This window comes from Cellulomonas sp. SLBN-39, from assembly GCF_006715865.1.
Taxonomy (GTDB): domain Bacteria; phylum Actinomycetota; class Actinomycetes; order Actinomycetales; family Cellulomonadaceae; genus Cellulomonas.
The window spans coordinates 2237111-2255853 of record NZ_VFOA01000001.1 but is presented as its reverse complement, the minus strand read 5'-3'; the positions used below and the strand labels follow the sequence as shown (position 1 = coordinate 2255853).

Sequence of the window (18743 nt, the reverse complement as noted above, 5' to 3'; positions counted from 1 at the left end):
CCGGGCGTCGACGGGGCACCTGTCCGGCCCGCGTGGGCGCGGCGTCCTAGGTTGGGGCCACCGACGACGGGAGCGACGATGTCCGAGAGCACGACGCCCGCCCTCACGGGCACCCCCGACCTGGAGTCCTTCCTGCGGGCGTTCCAGGCGCTGGCCACCGCGGCGTCCGAGCAGCAGGCCGCCGGCCGGGAGGGCACCCAGCCCGTCCTGCCCGTGCTGGAGGCCCACCTGGGTCAGGACCCGCGCGCGCTCGCGGTGCACACCGCCGAGCTGCCCGTGCTGCGCCGGGTGGACGTGGACATCGCGGTCGAGGCGGTCGTGCAGGACGCGGGCGGCGGGCGGCTGCTGGGTCTCGGGGGCGGGGAGCAGCGGGCGCACATGTCGTTGTCCGAGATCCTGCAGCACGCCGGCATCTGGGGCGGGCAGTTCCCCGTCGGCCCGGTGGACTACCACCGTGCCGCGACGGGTCCGACGACGACGCGGCAGATGGTCGCGTTCGGGCTGCACCTGTTCACGCACGAGGACGTGCCCGTGGTGCTGGTGCAGCGCCGGGCGTCGATGCGGCACAACGGCTCGCCGATCCTGGAGGTCCTGTGCCCGGACGACGAGGTCGCCGCGCGCCTGCTCGACCGCGTGCGGGCCGAGATGGACGCGCGCTCATCGCTGCGCGGGCAGGTCGTGACGTTCTCGGGCTCGCCGTTCGACCCCGGCGAGGCGGGCGTCGTCCACGTGCCGCGCCCGCGGGTGGCGCGGGAGGACGTGGTGCTGCCCGCGGGGACGCTGGAGCGGGTCGAGCGGCAGGTGCTCGGGGTCGCCCGGCACCGGGACGCGCTGCGCGCGGCCGGTCAGCACCTCAAGCGTGGCGTGCTGCTGTACGGGCCGCCCGGCACGGGCAAGACGCACACCGTGCGCCACCTCGTCGGCGCGAGCGCCGGGGTCACCGTGATCCTGCTGTCCGGGCAGACGCTGCAGCTCGTCGCCGTCGCGGCCGAGACGGCGCGGGCGCTGCAGCCCGCGCTCGTCGTGCTCGAGGACTGCGACCTCGTCGCGGAGGAGCGCTCGCACGACGGCAGCGGGCCGCTGCTGTTCGAGGTGCTCGACGCCCTCGACGGGCTGGCCGCGGACGCGGACGTGACGTTCCTGCTGACCACGAACCGCGCCGACGTCCTGGAGCCCGCGCTCGCCCAGCGGCCGGGCCGGGTGGACCTGGCGGTCGAGGTGCCGCTGCCGGACGCCGCGGGGCGCCGCCGCCTGTTCACGCTGTACGGCGGTGCGCTGCCGTTCACCCCGGCCGCCCTCGACGCGGCCGCCGACGCCACGGACGGGATGACGGCGTCCTTCGTCAAGGAGGCGATCCGCCGCGCCGTGCTGCTCGCGGCCGAGGCCGGGCGGGCCGTCACCGACGACGACCTGGCGGACGCCGTCCGGGAGATGACGGGCGACGCCGAGCGGATCACCCGGTCCCTGCTGGGGGTGGGCGCCGGGCTCCCGGGGGCCGACGAGCTCGGGTAGCCGCAGCGGGCCGCACCGGCCTCACCAGGTGCGGTGGGTCCACTGCCCGGCCAGCATCGTGCCCGCGACGGGCATCCCACGGACCGTGCCCGTGGCGGCCAGCCGGTCGGCGGGGTGCTCGTCGAGGACGGCGAGGTCCGCCGGCCCGCCCACCCGCAGGGCCAGCGGGACGTCGTCGACCGATGCGGCGAGCGCCACGTCGAGGTCGACGCGCTGCTCGGGGTGCCACGGCTCGCGGCCGTCCCGCGTGCGGGTCACGGCCGCGTCGACGGCCGCCCAGGGGTCGAGCGGTGCGACCGGGGCGTCGGACCCCAGCGACAGTCGCACCCCGGCGGCGTGCAGCGCACCGAACGCGAACGCCCGCGCCGTGCGCCCCGCCCAGTGCCGGTCGGCGACGTCCCGGTCGTCCATGGCGTGCTCGGGCTGCACGCTGGCGACGACGCCGAGCGTGGCGAACCGGGCGACGTCCGACCACCGCAGCAGCTGGGCGTGCTCGATCGTGCCGCGCGCACCCGTGGCCGCGAACGCGTCCAGCGCGAGGGTGTTGGCGGCGTCGCCGATGGCGTGGATCGCGCAGGTCAGCCCGTGCGCGGTCACCCGGGCCATGAGCGGGACGAGCTCCTCCGGCGGCACCGACAGCACGCCGCACGCCCCGGCGCCCGTGCTGCCCGGGTACGGGTCGTGGCAGTAGGCGGTGCGGGTGTTGAGGGAGCCGTCGGTGACCACCTTGAGCGGGCCCTGCGTGACCAGGCCGGCGTCGTCGAGCCGGTCGCCGGTGCGCAGCCCCTCGGCCAGCACCCGGTCCAGGTGCTGCTCCCAGACGCCGGCCCGCACGCGGACGGGCTGGTCGGGGCGCGCCCGGCGCCGCCACGCCTCGACGTTGTCGGCGACCTCGAGGTCGAGCACGCCGACGACGCCGAGCGTGGCGACGTGCGCGAGCCCGTCGGCGACCATCGCGTCGGTCACCTCCGGTGCCACCGCGTCGACCACGCCCATGCGCCCGATCCACTCGGACTCGCGCAGCACGCCCGTGGGGTGCTCGTGCACGCCGAGGAACCGCAGGCCGGCGGTCGACAGCCACGCGCAGTGCAGGTCGCCGGACACGAGCACGACGGGCACGTCGCCCGCGACGGCGTCGAGCAGGGCGGCGGTCGGCACGTCGGGCCAGAGGCCGTCGCGGAAGCCGTGCCCGACCAGCGCGATGCCCGGGGCGGGCGGGGCCGTGGCGACGCGCTCGCGGACGAGCGCGACGACCTGGGCGGCGGACGTGGCGGCGGACAGGTCGAGCCGCGCCCGGGCCAGCGCCCACTGGGTGAGGTGCGTGTGCTGGTCCCACAGGCCGGGGACGACCCACCGCCCGTCGAGGTCGACGACGTCGACGCCTGCGCCGGCCGTGAGCGCGCCGTGCGGGGCGACCTGCGCGAGCGCGCCGTCACGGACCAGCAGGTCGACGGGGGTCGCGTCGCCGTGGCGGCGGGCGGCGCGCAGCAGGGTCGTGCCGGTCACCGGGTCTCCTCGGGCGTGCGGTCGGGTCGGGCGGCGCGGTCGTGGTCGAGCTCGGCCTGCACGGCGTCGGCGAGCGCGGGCCGGGCGTAGACGGGGTCGGTGCGCAGCGCGGCGACGACGCGCTCGCGCACGGCGTCGGGCTTGTCCTGCGAGAGCTTGGCCTTGCCCTGCCAGCGCTGCACGTGCAGGCGCAGGCCGCAGGTGCCGCGGGCGATGCGGTGGGCGTAGTCGGCGACGTCGTCCATGCGGACGGGGGCGGGCATGGCGTCCTCGAACCGGTCGACCGTGTCGGACAGCACGCCGAGCGTCGTCGTCGCGTCGAGCATCTCGACGCGGGCCCACAGGTGCACGGCGACGTAGTTCCAGGTCGGCACGGCGGGCGTGAACCCGTACCAGCCGGGCGAGACGTAGCCGTAGGGCCCCTCGACGACGAGCAGGACGTCGTCGCCGTCGGTGAGCTCGTGCAGGCGGTCGTCAGGCCGCCCCAGGTGGGTGACCAGCGTGAACGGACCGTCGTCGGCGGGGTCGCCCTCGAGCAGCACGGGCACGTGGGACGCGACGGGTCCGTGCGAGGTGGTGCTGACGAGCAGCGCCCACGGCTGGTCGTGCACGAGGCGGCGGGCGCGGTGCACGTCGTCGAACGCGTACTCGGGGGTGTCGATCATCCGGTCCTCGCGGGGTGGGGCGGGTCGGGGCTCATCGAAGCACGCGGCACCGGGGGTCGTGTGTCACGGGCTCGTTAAAGTTTCATTTCCTACTGAACTTTCCGCGAGTTCCGTATTGACGCGATGCGCGGCCGGGGGTCGACTGGCACCACCTCACCCCGTCGGACGCGACGAGGCCGGTCACCCCGGCCCACCGCACGCCCGCCCGCACCACCTCCCCCAGCACCCCGCACCGCGCCGACGTCCTCCCCTGCCGTCGGCGCGGCCTCACGACGGAGGACGACCCCGTGAGACCCACCCTGCGCATCACCGCCGGCGTCATCGCCGCAGCGCTCACCCTCACCGCCTGCAGCGGCGGCGGCGAGACCGCCTCGACCGACGCCCCCACCACCGGCGGCGCCATCAGCGTCGGCGTCACCGACCCCGGCCAGCTCATCCCCGGCCGCCAGACCGTCGCCTACGACTTCGCGATGGCCGTCTGGGCGCCCCTGACGTACATCGACGACGAGTCGACCCTCACCTACGTGCAGGCCGAGCAGATCGAGTCCGACGACGCGACCACCTGGACCATCACGCTCAAGGACGGCTGGACGTTCCACGACGGGACGCCCGTCACCGCGCAGAGCTACGTCGACGCCTGGAACACGGTCGCCTACGGCCCGAACGCGTTCGAGAACAGCGGCCAGCTGGCCAACGTCGTCGGCTACGCGGACCTCAACCCCGCCGAGGGCGAGCCGGAGACCACCGAGATGTCGGGCCTGACGGTGGTCGACGACCTGACCTTCACGGTCGAGCTGGTCGGCCCCGACAGCCAGTTCCCGATGCAGGTCTCGCAGGCGCAGACCGCGATGTTCCCGATGCCGGAGGGCGCGGCCGACGACCTGGAGGCCTACAACACGCACCCCGTCGGCAACGGTGCGTTCGCGCTGACGGAGGACTACGCCGAGGGCGAGCCCCTCGTGGTCACCGCGTACGAGGACTACCAGGGCGAGGCGCCGACGGTCTCGGAGATCTCCTTCGTCCCGTACACCGACACCGCGACCGCGTACACCGACGTCCTGGCCGGCAACCTCGACATCGCGAGCCTGCCCGCCGACAAGATGACCCAGGCCGCCACCGACTTCGGCGACCGCGTCTACTCGTTCGAGGCCCCCGGCATCTCGTTCCTCGGCCTGCCGCTGCAGGACGAGCGCTACCAGGACGTGCGGGTGCGCCAGGCCCTGTCCATGGCCATCGACCGCGAGACCATCAACGACGTCATCTACGGCGGCCTGTACACCCCGGCCACCGCCTGGACCCCGGCGATCGAGCCCGGCACCCCCGAGGGCATCTGCGGCGAGTACTGCGAGTACGACCCCGACGCCGCGAAGGCCCTGCTCGACGAGGCCGGCGGCTTCGACGGCGACATGGAGATCTACTACCCCGGCGGCGTCGGCCTCGACGAGCTCTACAAGGCCATCGCGAACAACATCCGCCAGAACCTCGGCATCGAGGCGGTCGCGACCCCGTCGACCGACTGGGCCGAGTTCTACGAGACCCGCCTGGCCGGCGAGGCGCCGGGACCGTTCTTCTCCCGCTGGGGCGCCCTGTACCCGAGCCAGCAGAACACCCTGCGCGTGTTCTTCGTCGAGAACGGCGGCTGCACCAACTGCATCCCCTGGTACGACCCGGAGGTCGCCGACCTGATCGCCGAGGCCGACGCCACGGTCGACGCCGACGGCGCCGCCGAGGGCTACGCCAAGGTCCAGGAGCGGATCCAGGAGGAGTTCCCCGCGCCGCCGCTGTTCTGGGAGGCGTACTCCTACGTGGTGTCCGAGCGCGTCGCCGAGCTGAAGACCTCGGCCGCGGGCAACCCGGACTTCGCGCAGACCGTCCTGGCCGAGGGCGCCTGACGCGGATGAGCTCCACCGACCAGCACCGGGTGGGCTCGCTCGAGGACGTCCTCGAGCGGGCCCACCGGGTGGGCCCCCTGCACGACTTCCCGACCGTCGACCAGCTCGTCGCGTCGTTCGACGCGCTGGCCGACCGGCACCCCGACCTGGTGCGGCGCACCCGCATCGGCACGTCCCGGCTCGACGAGCCGATCTGGATGTACTCGATCGGCGACGGCCCGCGCCGGCACCTGATGTTCGCCGGCGTGCACCCCAACGAGCCCATCGGGTTCCGCACCCTGCAGCACCTGGCCGAGCAGCTGTGCACGGACGCCGACCTGCGGGCCGCGCACGACGCGACGTGGCACCTCGTGCCGTGCATCGACCCCGACGGCACCCGGCTCAACGAGGGCTGGTACGCCGAGCCTGCGGACCGCGTGCACTACGCGCGGGGCTTCTACCGGCCCGCGCCGGACGAGCAGGTCGAGTGGACGTTCCCGTTCGCGTGGAAGGACCTGTGGTTCGACCGGGTCATGCCCGAGACGCTCGCACTCATGCGGGTCATCGACGAGGTCCGCCCCCAGCTCATGGTGTCGCTGCACAACGCGGAGATGGGCGGCGTCTACTACTACCTCAGCTCCGTGCTGCCCGGCCTCGTCGACGCCCTGCACGCCGTGCCCGCGTCGTTCGGCCTGCCGCTGGAGACCGGCGAGCCGGAGTCCCCCGCGCTCACGCAGGTCGCACCCGCGGTGTACCTCACCGGGTCCGTCGCCGACGAGTACGCGTACCTCGAGACCCTCGGCGTCGACCCCGGGCCGCTCATGTCCGGCGACTCGTCCAGCGCCTACGCGGCCCGGCACGGCACGTTCAGCCTGGTCGCGGAGCTGCCCTACTGGTCGCACCCCGCGGCCGGCGACGACACCCCGACGACCGCCGTGTACGCCGACGTGCTGCGCACCAAGGCCGACGGCCTCGCCGCGACCGCCGCAGCGCTCGGCGAGATCCTCGACGACGCGGGCGCCGCGGCGACGATCCGCTCGCCGTTCCTGCGGGCGTCGCAGGCGTTCGTCCCGTTCCTCGGCCGCAACGCCGAGCACGAGCGCACCCGGGCCGACCTGCCCGGGTGCGACCGGCCCGCGACCGTCGCGGAGGTCTTCGGCAACGAGGACGTCGTGCGGTGCTTCCGGCTGCGGTACGGCGGCATGCTGCTGCGGGCGCTCGGGGCCGAGGTCACGGCCGGCGTCGCCACGGCACGCACCCGCGCCGCGCACGGGCGGATGCTCCGGCTGTGGGAGGCGTGGACCGCCGAGGCCGCCGCCGTGCAGGGCCTGCAGGTCCTGCCCGTCGAGCACCTCGTCGGCGTGCAGCTCGGGGCCACGTTCGCGGCGTCGTTCGCACTGGCCGCCCGCGACGGGGCGGAGGGCCGGCCATGAAGGTCGCCGGGCTCGTCGCCCGCCGCCTCGTCGAGCTCGTCCTCGTCTTCGTCGGCGTCTCGTTCATCATCCACGCGATGGTGTTCGCGCTGCCGGGCGACCCGATCGCGGCGCTCGGCGGCGACCGGCCGCTGCCGGCCAACGTCGTGGCGCAGCTGCGCGAGCAGTTCCACCTCGACGAGCCCGTGTGGCGGCAGTACCTGTACTGGCTGACCGGGGTGCTGCAGGGCGACCTCGGCACCACGTTCACCGGCCAGTCCGTCGCCGACAAGATGGCCAACCGCTGGCCGGTGACGATCACGCTCGCCCTGACGGCGTGGGCGATCGAGGTCGTCGTCGGCGTCGCGCTCGGCCTGTGGGCCGGGCTGCGGCAGGGCCGCGCGGCCGACCGCGTGGTGCTCTCGGGCACGATCCTCGCCACGTCCGTGCCGGTGTTCGTCGTCGCGGTCTCGGCCCAGCTCGTGCTGAGCGTGCGGCTGGGCTGGTTCCCCGTCGCGGGCACCACGGCGGGATGGCCCACGGCCTACCTGCTGCCCGCGCTGTGCATCGCGATGTTCGGGCTCGCGTCGATCGCCCGCCTCATGCGCGGGTCGGTGATCGACACGCTGCACTCGGACTTCGTGCGGACCCTGCGCGCCAAGGGCCTGCGGCCGCGGCAGATCGTCGGCGTCCACGTGGTCCGCAACTCCGCGATCCCCGTGCTGACGATCCTCGCCGTGGACGTCGGCGTGCTGCTCGGCGGCACCGTGATCATCGAGGGCATCTTCAACCTGCCGGGCGTCGGCCAGCTGCTGTTCCAGGCCGTCCGCGCCCACGAGGGACCCACCGTCGTGGGCATCTCGACCCTGCTCATCGTCATCTTCCTGGTGACGAACGCGCTGGTCGACGTCGCGCACTCCCTGCTCGACCCGAGGATCCGTCATGCCTGAACCCACGACCACCGCCCTCGCCACGACCCCCGCCGCCGCGGAGCCCGCCGCGACGCTCGTGCGGCGCGGCGTGTGGCGCACCCTGCGCCGCCGCCCGCTGTTCTGGGCGTGCGCCGTCGTGCTGGCCGCGATCACACTGGTCGCGGCAGCCCCCGGGTGGATCGCCGGCTGGTTCGGCCAGCCCGACCCGCGCGCCTGCGACCTGACGCTCAGCGCGCAGCCGCCCAGCGCCGCGCACGTGTTCGGCACCGACCTGCAGGGCTGCGACGTGTACGCCAACGTCGTGCACGGCACCCGGAACTCCCTCGTCGTCGGGCTGCTGTGCACGGCCGTGGCGCTCGCCGTCGCCCTCGCGCTGGGCACCCTCGCGGGCTACTGCGGCGGCTGGGCCGACCGGCTCGTGTCCCGGCTGACCGACGTGTTCCTCGGCTTCCCGTTCCTGCTGGGCGCCGTCGTCGTGCTCACCAGCGTCGGCACCCGATCGGCCGTCACGGTCGCGCTCGTGCTGGCCCTGTTCTCCTGGCCCGGCCTGGCCCGGCTCGTGCGGACCTCCGTGCGCACCGTCCGCCACGCCGAGCACGTCGAGGCCGCGCACGCCATGGGCCTGCCCACGCACCGGATCCTGCTGCGCTACGTGCTGCCCAACGCCGTCGGCCCCGTGGTCGCCGTCGTCGCGACCATGGTCGGCGGCGTCATCGTCGCCGAGGCGACCCTGACGTTCCTCGGCCTCGGCCTGCGGGCGCCGTCCATCTCGTGGGGCCTGCAGCTGGCCAGCGCGCAGTCCCACTTCCAGACCGCACCCCACATGCTGGTCTTCCCCAGCCTGTTCCTCACCGTGACCGTGCTGGCGATGGTGACGCTCGGCGACGTGCTGCGCGACACCCTCGACCCGCAGGGCCGCTGACCCACCAGAGAGGCACCACCGCCATGAGCACGACCGCCGACCACCCCGTCGCCCCCGAGGCCGCCCCGACGCCCGCCACCCCGGGCGGCGACGACCTCGCGACGCGCACGGCGACGATCCGGTCGGCCGCCGGCTACCTCGCGCAGTGGGTCGCCACCCAGGCCGCGCACCTGCGCGTGCCCGGCGTGCAGGTCGCGGTCCGCTCCGGCGGGGAGCTCGTGCTCGACCTCGCCGTGGGCGTCGCCGACGTCACGACCGGCGAGCCGCTGCGCACCGACCACCTCTTCCGCATCGCGTCGCACTCCAAGACGTTCACCGGCACCGCCGTCATGCAGCTGCTCGAGGCGGGGCGGCTGCGGCTCGACGACCCGCTCGCCCAGCACGTGCCCGAGCTCGCGGACACCGAGGTCGGCGCCGCGACGGTGCGCGAGCTGCTCGGCCACCAGGCCGGCGTGGTGCGCGACGGCGTGCACGCCGACTTCTGGCAGCTGGAGTACGCGTTCCCCGACCGGGAGCGGCTGCTCGCCGTCGCCCGCGAGGAGGGTGCGGTGCTCGGCCGCAACGAGCACTTCAAGTACTCCAACATCGGCTACGGGCTGCTCGGGCTCGTGGTCGAGGCCGCCTCGGGGCAGCCGTACGCCGACTACGTCCACGAGCACGTGGTCGCACCGCTGGGCCTGACCCGGACCGGCGCCGAGCTCGACCCGTCCCGTGCCGACGAGTACGCCGCCGGGCACACCGGGCTGCTGCCGGGCGAGTCCCAGCGCCTGACCGTCGAGCACGTCGACACCCGCGCGCTGGCCGCCGCGACGGGCTTCTACTCCACCGCCGCCGAGCTGTCCGCGTACGGCGACGCCCACTGCTTCGGCGACGAGCGGCTGATCAGCGACGGCTCCAAGCGGCTCATGCAGCGGCTGGAGTCGGTCGTCACGCACGACGGCACCGAGCAGGGCCGCTACGGCGTCGGCATGGAGGTCCGCACCATCGGCGCGCGCGACCTCGTGGGGCACTCCGGCGGCTACCCCGGCCACATCACGCGCACCTACGTCGACCCGAAGGACCGGCTCGTCGTCACGGTGCTGACCAACGCCGTCGACGGGCCGGCCGAGCAGATCGCCGTCGGCCTGCTCGGGCTGGTCGACACGGCCCTGGCGCCGTCGACCGTCCCGCCGCGCCCCGCGGACGTGCCGCCGCTCGACGCGTTCGCCGGACGCTTCGCCGCCCTGTGGGGGCTGCAGGACCTCGTGGTCCTCGGCGACCGGCTCGTGCTCGTCCGCCCCACGCTGCCCGACCCGCGCGCGAGCCTCGAGGAGCTCGAGGTGCTCGACGCCCTGCGGCTGCGGCTGCCCGCGCGCACGAGCTTCGGCCCCGCGGGCGAGGTCGTGCACCTCGAGCGGGGCCCCGACGACGCCCTGACCTCGGTGCGCATCGGCGGCATGACCGCGTGGCCCGTCGAGGAGTTCCTCGCCCGACGGCCCGCGATGACGCGGGTCGGCGACCCTAGGGTTGGCCCGTGACAGAACAGCACACCGCCGTGCCCGTGCCCGACGCGCTCGACGAGGCCGCCTCGACCTTCGTCGAGCAGTTCGGCCTCGTCTGGGAGAGCGCCAGCAGCCCCCGCATGGAAGGACGCATCGTCGGGCTGCTGATGATCACCGACGCCCCGTACCTGTCGTCGCAGCAGATCGCCCGCCTGCTGCGCGCCAGCGCCGGCGCGGTGTCCACCGCGTGCCGGGCCCTCGTCGACGTCGGGTTCGTCAAGCGGCACGTCGTGCCGGGCGACCGCAACCACTACTTCAAGGTCGAGGACGACATCTGGGGCGGCTTCCTCGCCGGCGAGCGCGGGTACCTCGTGCGCCTGTCCGAGGCCATCGCGCTCGGCTTCGCCGCGGTCGACGACGACGCCGACGGGCCCCAGCGACGCCTGACCAACGCCCGCAACTACATGCACTGGCTCGCGGGCTACCACCGCAAGATGCTCGCCGACTGGCAGGCGTACCGCGACGCCGTCGCCGCCGACCCGAGCCTCGCCCCGACCGGTCCGCTCTACCCCGACCACCCGACCCCCTGAGGACCCCCGTGCAGACCACCGCGACTCCCCCCGCCCGCCCCGCCGCACCCGTGCTCCGCGTGCGCGACCTCGACGTCGTGTTCACCGTCGACGGGGGCCGCACCCCCGACGTGCACGCCGTGCGCGGCCTGTCCTACGACGTGCACGCCGGCGAGGTGCTCGCGGTCGTCGGGGAGTCCGGCTCGGGCAAGTCGGTGTCGTCGATGGCCCTGCTCGGGCTGCTGCCCCGCACGGCCCGCGTGCAGGGGTCCGCGATGCTGGGCGACGTGGACCTGCTCGACCCCGCGACCGACCTCGGCGAGGTGCGGGGGCGCCGGATCGCGATGGTGTTCCAGGACGCCACGGGGGCCCTCGACCCCGTGTTCACGGTCGGCTACCAGCTCGACGAGATGCTGCGCCGGCACACCGACCTCGACCGCGACGCCCGCCGCGCCCGCTGCGTCGAGCTGCTGCGCATGGTCGACCTGCCCGACCCGGAGGACCGGCTGCGGTTCTACCCGCACCAGATGTCCGGCGGGCAGTGCCAGCGCGTGATGATCGCGATGGCCCTCGCGTGCGACCCCGAGGTGCTCGTCGCCGACGAGCCCACCACGGCCCTCGACGTGACCGTCCAGCAGGAGGTCCTCGACGTCCTGCGGCGCCTGCGGGCCCGCACGTCCGCCGCGATCGTGCTCATCACGCACGACATGGGCGTCGTCGCGGACCTCGCGGACCGGGTCGTGGTGATGCGGCACGGCGAGGCCGTCGAGGAGGCGCCCGTGCACGACCTGTTCGGCGCGCCCGCCGCCGCCTACACCCGTGAGCTGCTCGGCGCCGTGCCCCGCATCGGTGCGGCCGACCGCGCCTCCGGCGTCGACGCCCGCGAGCGGCCCGTGCTGTCCGTCGAGGACCTCGTCGTGGAGTACCGCAACCGGCGCGGCCGCACCGTGCGGGCCGTCGACGGCGTGACCCTGCACGTGCAGCCCGGTGAGATGCTCGCCCTCGTCGGCGAGTCCGGGTCCGGCAAGTCCACGCTCGGCCGCTGCGCCCTGGGGCTCGCCCCGTTGACGTCCGGCGTCGTCGACGTCGTCGGCGTGCGGCTCGGGCAGAGCACGCGCCGGGCCGTGCGGCAGGCCCGCACCCGCATCGGCGTGGTGTTCCAGCACCCCGGCGGATCCATGAACCCGCGGTACACCGTCGGGCAGTCCGTCGGCGAGCCGCTGCGCGTGCACGCAGGCGTGCGCGGGGCCGCCCTGGAGCGACGGGTCGGCGAGCTGCTCGAGCAGGTGGAGCTGCCGGCCGCGTGGGCGTCGCGGTACCCGCACGAGCTGTCCGGCGGGCAGCGCCAGCGCGTCGCGATCGCCCGCGCCGTCGCGCTCGGGCCGGACCTGCTCATCGCCGACGAGCCCACGTCCGCGCTCGACGTCTCGGTGCAGGCCACCGTGCTGGACCTGCTGCGCGAGGTGCAGCAGCGGCTGCGCTTCGCGTGCCTGTTCATCAGCCACGACCTCGCGGTCGTCGACGCGCTCGCCGACCGGGTCGCGGTCATGCACCGCGGCAAGGTCGTCGAGACGGGCGACCGCACGCAGGTGCTGGGTGCCCCGAACGACGAGTACACGCGCCGGCTGCTCGACGCGGCGCCCGTGCCCGACCCGGTCGAGCAGGCCGTGCGCCGCGAGCGCAGGCTCGCCGCCGCGTCCTGACCTGCGACGCCGGGGCGGTCAGCCGCAGACGGCCGCGTCGGTGTCGACCGCCGTGGTCGTGCCGAGGACCGGAGGAGCCGGGGCCTGCGGGGCGGTGCCGTCGGTCGTGCCGTCGTCCACGGTGCCGTCGTCGGTCGCTCCGTCGTCCGCCGTGCCGTCGTCCGGTGTGCCATCGTCCACGGGGTCGTCCGCCGTGCCGTCCCCGCCGGGCCCGCCGGGTGCACCGGTCGCCGTCGCGGTGGGCTCCGGCGCAGGCGGGACGAGCGGCTGGTCGGCCAGCAGCCGCTGCCAGAGCACGTCGGCGTCCGACGTCCACTCCACCCACCCCTGCGCGTCGTACCGCCACGGCACGGTGACGAACGTGACGTCCTGCGGGCGCAGCTCGCGCATGCTCCACACCAGACCCATGACCTGCGAGCCGGACAGCTCGGAGGACACGGTGAGCGAGGACGTCGCGGCGTCGACGAACGACAGCGTCGCCGCCGGGGACGTGAGCACGTCGGAACCCGTGACCTTGCGGACGAGCGCACCGAGGAAGTTCTGCTGCCGCTCGATGCGCGACAGGTCGGTGCCGTCGGTGCCCTCGACGTGACGGGCGCGCACGTAGTCCAGCGCCTGCTGGCCCAGCAGCACGTGCCGTCCGGCAGGCAGGTTCAGCGCCGTGTACCGCCCGTCGACGAGGGGCTCGGGGACGCACACCTCGACGCCGCCGACGGCGTCGACCATGCCCTGGAACCCGGCGAAGTCCACGATCATGAACGCGTCGACCTCGACACCGGTCATCTCCCGGACCGTGAGGGCCGTGCACGCGGCGGCCAGCCCGACGTCGCCGGACAGCGCACCGGTCGCGAAGGCCGCGTTGAACTTGTCCTCCCGCGGGCTCGACAGGCCGCCGGCGGTGTCGACCGGGCACGCGGGGATGCGCGCGCGGGTGTCCCGCGGCAGCGACGTGATCTCGATGCGCGTGCGGTCCGCGGAGACGTGCGCGAGCAGCGTCGTGTCGGCGCGCATGCCGTCCTCGGCGCCGCCGATCGCGGCGTTCTCGCCGGACCGGTCGTCCGACCCGAGCAGCAGGAGGTCGACGGCGCGGCCGTCCCACGGGTCGGGCGCCTGGTCCGTCTGCTCGCCCGCCGCCTCGGCGAGGACGTCGGCGACGGAGCCGACGGTGGTGACGTTCGTGCCGACCTGGGACGCGAGGGCGGCCGCCCCGGAGGCACCGGCGGCGAGGGCGCCGACCAGGGCGAGCCCCGCGACGCGCGGCCAGCGCCGCTCGTGGACGCTCCGGGCGTGGGCCGGGGTCCGCGCGCCCCGGCGTCGGTCGTGCCGACGCTGCTCGTCCTCGCCCATGCCCGCGCACCCCTGCCGCTCCCGGTCGCCGTCCCGCGTGCGCGGGACGCGGGGCCGTCGGCCCCGGACGTCACCGTGCCGGGCCGGGGGCCCGCGCGGGCCCGGTCCACCGGACGTTCACAGGGGGTGCACCACAACCCCCCGCCCGGGGCACGGTGCGCCCGCGATCAGACGGGCTGCTGCTCCTCGGCCGCCGCCAGGGCGATGTCGGTGCGGTGGTGCGAGCCCGCGAGGTTGACCTGGTCGACGGCCACGTACGCGGCGCGGCGCGCCTCCGCGAGCGTCTCGCCGACCCCCACGACCGAGAGCACCCGGCCGCCCGCCGACACGAGCAGGGGGTCGTCGAGGGGGTTCACGCTGGCGGCGTCCGTGGTCCGCCACGCGGTCCCGGCGTGCAGCACGTGCACCCCGGGAGCGGTGTCGGCGGCCTCCAGGCCCGTGATCGGGTCACCCGTGCGCGGGTCCGCGGGGTACCCGTGCGCGGCGACGACCACGGTGACGGCGGAGTCCGCACGCCAGTGCAGCGGCTCGAGCTCACCCAGGCGCCCGGTCGCCGCGGCGAGCAGGACGCCTGCGAGCGGGGTGCCGAGCCGCGCGAGCACCACCTGCGTCTCGGGGTCGCCGAAGCGGGCGTTGAACTCCACGACGCGCAGCCCCTTGCTGGTCAGGGCCAGCCCGCAGTACAGGACACCGACGAAGGGCGTGCCGCGGCGCGCCATCTCCGCGACGGTGGGCCGGGCGACGGTCTCGACGACCTGCTCGACGAGGTCGTCCGGCGCCCACGGCAGCGGCGAGTACGCGCCCATGCCCCCGGTGTTGGGCCCGGCGTCCCCGTCGAAGGCGCGCTTGAAGTCCTGCGCGGGCACGAGCGGCACCACGTCGGTGCCGTCGCTGAGCACGAAGAGCGAGACCTCGGGGCCGTCGAGGTACTCCTCCACGACGACGGCCGCGCCGTCCTTCTCCAGGCAGGCACGCGCGTGCGCGAGGGCCTCGTCGCGGTCGGACGTGACCACGACGCCCTTGCCCGCGGCCAGCCCGTCGTCCTTGACGACGTACGGGGCACCGAACGTGTCGAGGGCTGCGGCGACCTCGTCGACCGTCGTCGCGACGCGCGGCTCGGCGGTGGGGACGCCCGCGGCGGCCATGATCTCCTTGGCGAACGCCTTGGAGCCCTCGAGGCGCGCGGCCTGCGCCGACGGGCCGAACACGGGGAGCCCCGCGGCGCGCACGGCGTCGGCGACCCCGGCGACGAGCGGCGCCTCCGGCCCCACGACCACGAGGTCGACGCCCAGGGACGTCGCGAGCGCGGCCACCGCGGCACCGTCGAGCGGGTCGACGTCGTGCAGCTGCGCCTGCCGGGCCATCCCGGGGTTGCCGGGGGCTGCGTGCACCCCGCTCACGTCCGGGTCGAGGGACAGCGTGCGGACGAGGGCGTGCTCACGGGCACCGGTGCCGACGACGAGGATCTCCACGGCGGTCGAGCGTACCGGCCGCCCCGGATCCCGCCCGCCGACGTCCGCGTTCAGGTGTCGGCGCCGGGGGTGCCGGGCGCGGGCAGCGGCAGCACGTTGAAGTAGACCCGCACGCGCCGCCGGTCGCCGGTGGCCCCTGCCGCGGCGCGGGCCTCGGCCTCGGCGGACACCTCGTCGAGCAGGCGCTGGCCGCGGGTCACGAGGTCGACGGCCTCCTCCTCGGTCAGGTCCAGGGTCGCGCTCAGCGCGGCCTGGCCCCGTCGGGCGTGGTCGGTGCCGAGCCGCGCCGCCCACTCCCCCAGCGTGCGGGCCTGGTCGGCCACGGCGAAGGCGACGAGGTCCTGGGCGTTGGTCGTGGTCGCGGGGTCCGCGAGCATCGCGCCGCCGTCGACGGTGAAGCCGACGGCGCGCCACCAGCGCTCGCGCCCGCCGACGTGCGCGGGGTCGTCCTCGACGAGGCCGTGCCGCTCGAGCTGGCGCAGGTGGTAGCTGGTCTGCCCGCTGGACTCCCCGAGGCGCCGGGCCAGCATCGTGGCCGTGGCGGGGCCCTCCTGCAGCGCGCTGAGCAGGGCCATGCGCAGGGGGTGGGTGAAGGCCTTGAGCGCGGAGGCGCCGAGCCGGTCGGTCGGCGCAGGGGTGTTGTCGGCAGCCATGTGCAGAGATACCTTTGCAGTCGTTACTTTGCAGAGACTTCCTTGCAAAGACTCCCTCCCACCCTAACGAGGTCCGCATGAGCACCGCCGCACCCGCGCCGCCCCGGCTCGGCCCCCGCTTCCACGCCCTGGTCGCCGCCAGCGGCGCGGCCAACCTCGGCGACGGCATCGTCCAGGTCGCGGTCCCGCTCCTCGCGCTCGGCCTCACCCGTGCACCCGGCCAGGTCGCGCTGGTGTCCGCGGCCGCCTGGGTGCCGTGGCTCGTGCTGGGGCTCGTCGCGGGCGTCGTCGTGGACCGCTCCGACCGACGCCTCACCCAGACCGCCGCGCTCGCCGCTCGCGCCGTGCTCCTCGCGGGCGCGACCACGCTCGCCGTCACCGGCCGGCTGACGCTTCCCCTGCTCGTCGTCGTCGTCCTCGCCTACGGCGTCACGGAGGTCCTCGCAGACCTCGCAGCGACCGCTCTCGTCCCCGAGCTCGTCGACCCCACCCTGCTGCCCGTCGCCAACGGGCGCCTCGTCGCGGTCCAGCAGGTCGCCAACGCGTTCCTCGGCGGGCCGCTCGCCGCGGGGCTGCTGGTGCTCGGGACCGGATGGGCGCTCGGGGCCCCCGCCGTGCTCGCCGCCGTCGCGGCGGTCGTGCTGGTGCGCGGCGTCCGGGGCACCGTCCGCTCAGCGCCCCACGACGCGCGCACCCGGGCACCCCGTGCCGCCGCCCGGGCGTGGGAGGAGGCCCGGGCCGGGCTCGGGTTCGTCGCACGGCACCCGGTCCTGCGGCCCGTCGTCCTCGCCGGCGCCGTGGTCAACATGGCCAGCACCGCCTACTTCACCGTCTTCACGCTCTGGGTCGTCGGCCCCGGCTCACCGGTGGGCATGACGCCGCAGACGTTCCCGCTCCTGCTCGTGGGCCTGGCCGTCGGTGCGGTGGCCGGTTCGCTCACCGCCTCCGGGGTCGCGCGGCGCACCGGCGAGGTCCGCGCGATGGTCGGCGCGTACGGCGTGGCGTTCATGCTGCTGCTCGTCCCGGTGCTCGCCCCGCACCCGGCCGCCGTCGCCGGCACGCTCGTCGCCGTCGGGGCGCTGAGCGCGGTCGGCAACGTCGTCAACGAGACCGTCCGGCAGCGCGTCACGCCCCCGCACCTGCTGGGCCGCGTCGCGGGAGCGGGCCGCACGCTCGTCCACGGCCTCATGCCCGTCGGGGCGCTGCTCGCGGGACTGGTCGCCGGACGCGCCGGCCTCGCGACCGCGCTCCTCGGCGCCGTCGGGCTCAGCGTCCTCGCCGTCGGCGCGCTCGCGTCCCAGGTCCGCCAGCGCGACCTGCCCGGCCCCGGCGCGCGGTGACGCGGGACGGGGCCGGGGCCGGGGCGCTCAGGCCAGCAGGTCGTGGCGGATGATCGTGGCCTCGCGGCCCGGGCCCACGCCGACCGACGAGATGCGGGTGCCCGAGACGTCCTCGAGGAACTGCAGGTAGCGCTGGGCCGCCTTCGGCAGGTCGTCGACGTCGCGCGCCTGCGAGATGTCCTCCGACCAGCCGTCGAGGTACTCGTACACGGGCCTGGCGTGGTGGAAGTCCGACTGGTCCACGGGCATGTCCTCCACCCGGCGCCCGTCGACGTCGTAGGCCACGCAGACGGGGATGCGGTCCCGGCCGGTGAGCACGTCGAGCTTGGTCACCACCAGGTCGGTGAGGCCGTTGACGAGCGACGCGTACCGCACCACGACCGCGTCGTACCAGCCGGTGCGGCGCGGTCGTCCCGTCGTCGTGCCGAACTCCCCGCCGACCTGACGCAGCCACTCCCCGTCGGCGTCGAGCAGCTCGGTCGGGAACGGGCCCTCGCCCACGCGGGTCGTGTACGCCTTGGCCACGGCGACCACGCGGTCGAGCCGCGTCGGGCCGACGCCGGAGCCGGTGCACGCGCCGCCGGCGGTGCACGCCGAGGACGTGACGAACGGGTAGGTGCCGTGGTCGATGTCGAGCATCGTGGCCTGACCCGCCTCGAACACGACCGTCTTGCCCTCGTCCAGCGCGCGGTTGAGGTAGACGGGCGTGTCCGCGACCATCGGGCGCAGCCGCTCCGCGTGGCGCAGCAGCTCGTCCACCGTCTCGTCGACCGTCGTCGCGCGCCGGTTGTAGACCTTCACCAGCAGGTGGTTCTTCTGGTCGAGGGCACCCTCGACCTTCTGTCGCAGGATCTTCTCGTCGAACAGGTCCTGCACCCGGATGCCGATGCGGTTGATCTTGTCCGCGTACGTCGGGCCGATGCCGCGCCCGGTCGTGCCGATCTTGCGCTTGCCGAGGAACCGCTCGGTGACCTTGTCGAGCGTGCGGTGGTACGGCGCGATGACATGCGCGGCCGAGGACACCAGCAGGCGCGAGGTGTCGACGCCGCGGGCCTCGAGCGCGTCGATCTCCTCGAACAGCACGTCGATGTCGACGACGACGCCGTTGGCGATGACCGGGACGACGCCGGGCGTGAGGATGCCGGACGGCAGCAGGTGCAGCGCGTACTTCTCGCCCTCGATCACCACGGTGTGGCCGGCGTTGTTGCCGCCGTTGAACTTCACCACGACGTCGGTGCGCTCACCGAGCTGGTCGGTCGCCTTGCCCTTGCCCTCGTCGCCCCACTGGGCCCCGAGCACCACGACGGCCGGCATGCGGATCACCACTTCCTGCTGCCCTGCGGTGCGGCTCCGCCCGC

Annotated in this window: 15 protein-coding genes; 9 read left to right on the top strand and 6 right to left on the bottom strand. The window is 75.0% G+C overall.

All coding sequences use genetic code 11. The features are described from left to right. Positions 1 to 78 precede the first annotated feature (78 nt). A complete protein-coding gene (locus FBY24_RS10410) occupies positions 79 to 1512 on the top strand; it encodes an ATP-binding protein (RefSeq protein ID WP_255432339.1) in 1434 nt (477 codons plus the stop codon). 21 nt (positions 1513 to 1533) lie between these two features. Here the strand turns inward: FBY24_RS10410 and FBY24_RS10405 are convergent, their stop codons facing one another. Next, on the bottom strand, positions 1534 to 3018 hold the full coding sequence (locus FBY24_RS10405; protein ID WP_142160378.1) for an amidohydrolase: 1485 nt from the start codon (positions 3016 to 3018) through the stop codon (positions 1534 to 1536). After that, positions 3015 to 3683 carry an FMN-binding negative transcriptional regulator gene (locus FBY24_RS10400; RefSeq protein ID WP_142160376.1) on the bottom strand — a complete coding sequence of 223 codons (669 nt, stop codon included), beginning with the start codon at positions 3681 to 3683 and terminating at the stop codon, positions 3015 to 3017. The genes FBY24_RS10405 and FBY24_RS10400 overlap by 4 nt, the downstream gene beginning before the upstream one ends. A gap of 287 nt (positions 3684 to 3970) precedes the next feature. Between FBY24_RS10400 and FBY24_RS10395 the strand changes: the two genes are divergently transcribed. Genes FBY24_RS10395 through FBY24_RS10365 form a run of 7 tightly spaced genes read left to right on the top strand, consistent with a single transcriptional unit; the run spans position 3971 to position 12573 of the window. Further along, positions 3971 to 5575 (top strand): ABC transporter substrate-binding protein, encoded by a 1605-nt coding sequence (locus tag FBY24_RS10395; RefSeq protein ID WP_142160374.1) that lies wholly within the window; start codon positions 3971 to 3973, stop codon positions 5573 to 5575. 5 nt (positions 5576 to 5580) lie between these two features. After that, positions 5581 to 6987 carry a M14 family zinc carboxypeptidase gene (locus FBY24_RS10390; RefSeq protein WP_142160372.1) on the top strand — a complete coding sequence of 469 codons (1407 nt, stop codon included), beginning with the start codon at positions 5581 to 5583 and terminating at the stop codon, positions 6985 to 6987. Next, entirely contained in the window at positions 6984 to 7916 is a 933-nt protein-coding gene (locus FBY24_RS10385) for an ABC transporter permease (RefSeq protein WP_142160370.1), read from the top strand. Before FBY24_RS10390 ends, FBY24_RS10385 begins: the two co-directional genes overlap by 4 nt. After that, a complete protein-coding gene (locus FBY24_RS10380) occupies positions 7909 to 8820 on the top strand; it encodes an ABC transporter permease (protein ID WP_142160368.1) in 912 nt (303 codons plus the stop codon). The genes FBY24_RS10385 and FBY24_RS10380 overlap by 8 nt, the downstream gene beginning before the upstream one ends. 23 nt (positions 8821 to 8843) lie before the next feature. Further along, positions 8844 to 10337: a serine hydrolase gene (locus tag FBY24_RS10375; protein ID WP_142160366.1), complete on the top strand. Its 1494-nt coding sequence runs from the start codon at positions 8844 to 8846 to the stop codon at positions 10335 to 10337. Then, complete coding sequence (locus FBY24_RS10370) at positions 10334 to 10891, top strand: GbsR/MarR family transcriptional regulator (protein ID WP_140457603.1); 558 nt, start codon at positions 10334 to 10336, stop codon at positions 10889 to 10891. The genes FBY24_RS10375 and FBY24_RS10370 overlap by 4 nt, the downstream gene beginning before the upstream one ends. Before the next feature lie 8 nt (positions 10892 to 10899). Continuing rightward, the gene (locus FBY24_RS10365; RefSeq protein WP_142160364.1) at positions 10900 to 12573 is read left to right on the top strand and encodes an ABC transporter ATP-binding protein; all 1674 of its coding nucleotides are present in this window, start codon (positions 10900 to 10902) and stop codon (positions 12571 to 12573) included. Positions 12574 to 12591: 18 nt separating this feature from the next. Here the strand turns inward: FBY24_RS10365 and FBY24_RS10360 are convergent, their stop codons facing one another. From FBY24_RS10360 to FBY24_RS19250, 3 genes are all read right to left on the bottom strand, one after another. After that, positions 12592 to 13920: an LCP family protein gene (locus FBY24_RS10360; protein ID WP_142160362.1), complete on the bottom strand. Its 1329-nt coding sequence runs from the start codon at positions 13918 to 13920 to the stop codon at positions 12592 to 12594. 167 nt (positions 13921 to 14087) lie between these two features. Then, entirely contained in the window at positions 14088 to 15392 is a 1305-nt protein-coding gene (gene purD, locus FBY24_RS10355) for a phosphoribosylamine--glycine ligase (protein WP_142160360.1), read from the bottom strand. 50 nt (positions 15393 to 15442) lie between these two features. Next, on the bottom strand, positions 15443 to 16045 hold the full coding sequence (locus tag FBY24_RS19250) for a transcriptional regulator (protein WP_222117233.1): 603 nt from the start codon (positions 16043 to 16045) through the stop codon (positions 15443 to 15445). A 77-nt stretch (positions 16046 to 16122) separates the two neighbouring features. On the opposite strand from FBY24_RS19250, the gene FBY24_RS10345 reads away from it, so the two are divergent. Next, positions 16123 to 17385, top strand: coding sequence for an MFS transporter (locus FBY24_RS10345; RefSeq protein WP_142160358.1), 1263 nt, complete (start codon positions 16123 to 16125; stop codon positions 17383 to 17385). A 27-nt stretch (positions 17386 to 17412) separates the two neighbouring features. Here the strand turns inward: FBY24_RS10345 and FBY24_RS10340 are convergent, their stop codons facing one another. Next, positions 17413 to 18699, bottom strand: a complete 1287-nt coding sequence (locus tag FBY24_RS10340; protein ID WP_142160356.1) for an adenylosuccinate synthase — start codon at positions 18697 to 18699, stop codon at positions 17413 to 17415. Positions 18700 to 18743 lie beyond the last annotated feature (44 nt).

Bases quoted from the DNA above. Each gene is read 5' to 3' on its own strand.
- FBY24_RS10410 (WP_255432339.1), top strand. From the start codon at position 79: ATGTCCGAGAGCACGACGCCCGCCCTCACGGGCACCCCCGACCTGGAG.
- FBY24_RS10400 (WP_142160376.1), bottom strand. From the start codon at position 3,683: ATGATCGACACCCCCGAGTACGCGTTCGACGACGTGCACCGCGCCCGC.
- FBY24_RS10390 (WP_142160372.1), top strand. From the start codon at position 5,581: ATGAGCTCCACCGACCAGCACCGGGTGGGCTCGCTCGAGGACGTCCTC.
- FBY24_RS10385 (WP_142160370.1), top strand. From the start codon at position 6,984: ATGAAGGTCGCCGGGCTCGTCGCCCGCCGCCTCGTCGAGCTCGTCCTC.
- FBY24_RS10380 (WP_142160368.1), top strand. From the start codon at position 7,909: ATGCCTGAACCCACGACCACCGCCCTCGCCACGACCCCCGCCGCCGCG.
- FBY24_RS10375 (WP_142160366.1), top strand. From the start codon at position 8,844: ATGAGCACGACCGCCGACCACCCCGTCGCCCCCGAGGCCGCCCCGACG.
- FBY24_RS10360 (WP_142160362.1), bottom strand. From the start codon at position 13,920: ATGGGCGAGGACGAGCAGCGTCGGCACGACCGACGCCGGGGCGCGCGG.
- FBY24_RS19250 (WP_222117233.1), bottom strand. From the start codon at position 16,045: ATGGCTGCCGACAACACCCCTGCGCCGACCGACCGGCTCGGCGCCTCC.
- FBY24_RS10345 (WP_142160358.1), top strand. From the start codon at position 16,123: ATGAGCACCGCCGCACCCGCGCCGCCCCGGCTCGGCCCCCGCTTCCAC.
- FBY24_RS10340 (WP_142160356.1), bottom strand. From the start codon at position 18,699: ATGCCGGCCGTCGTGGTGCTCGGGGCCCAGTGGGGCGACGAGGGCAAG.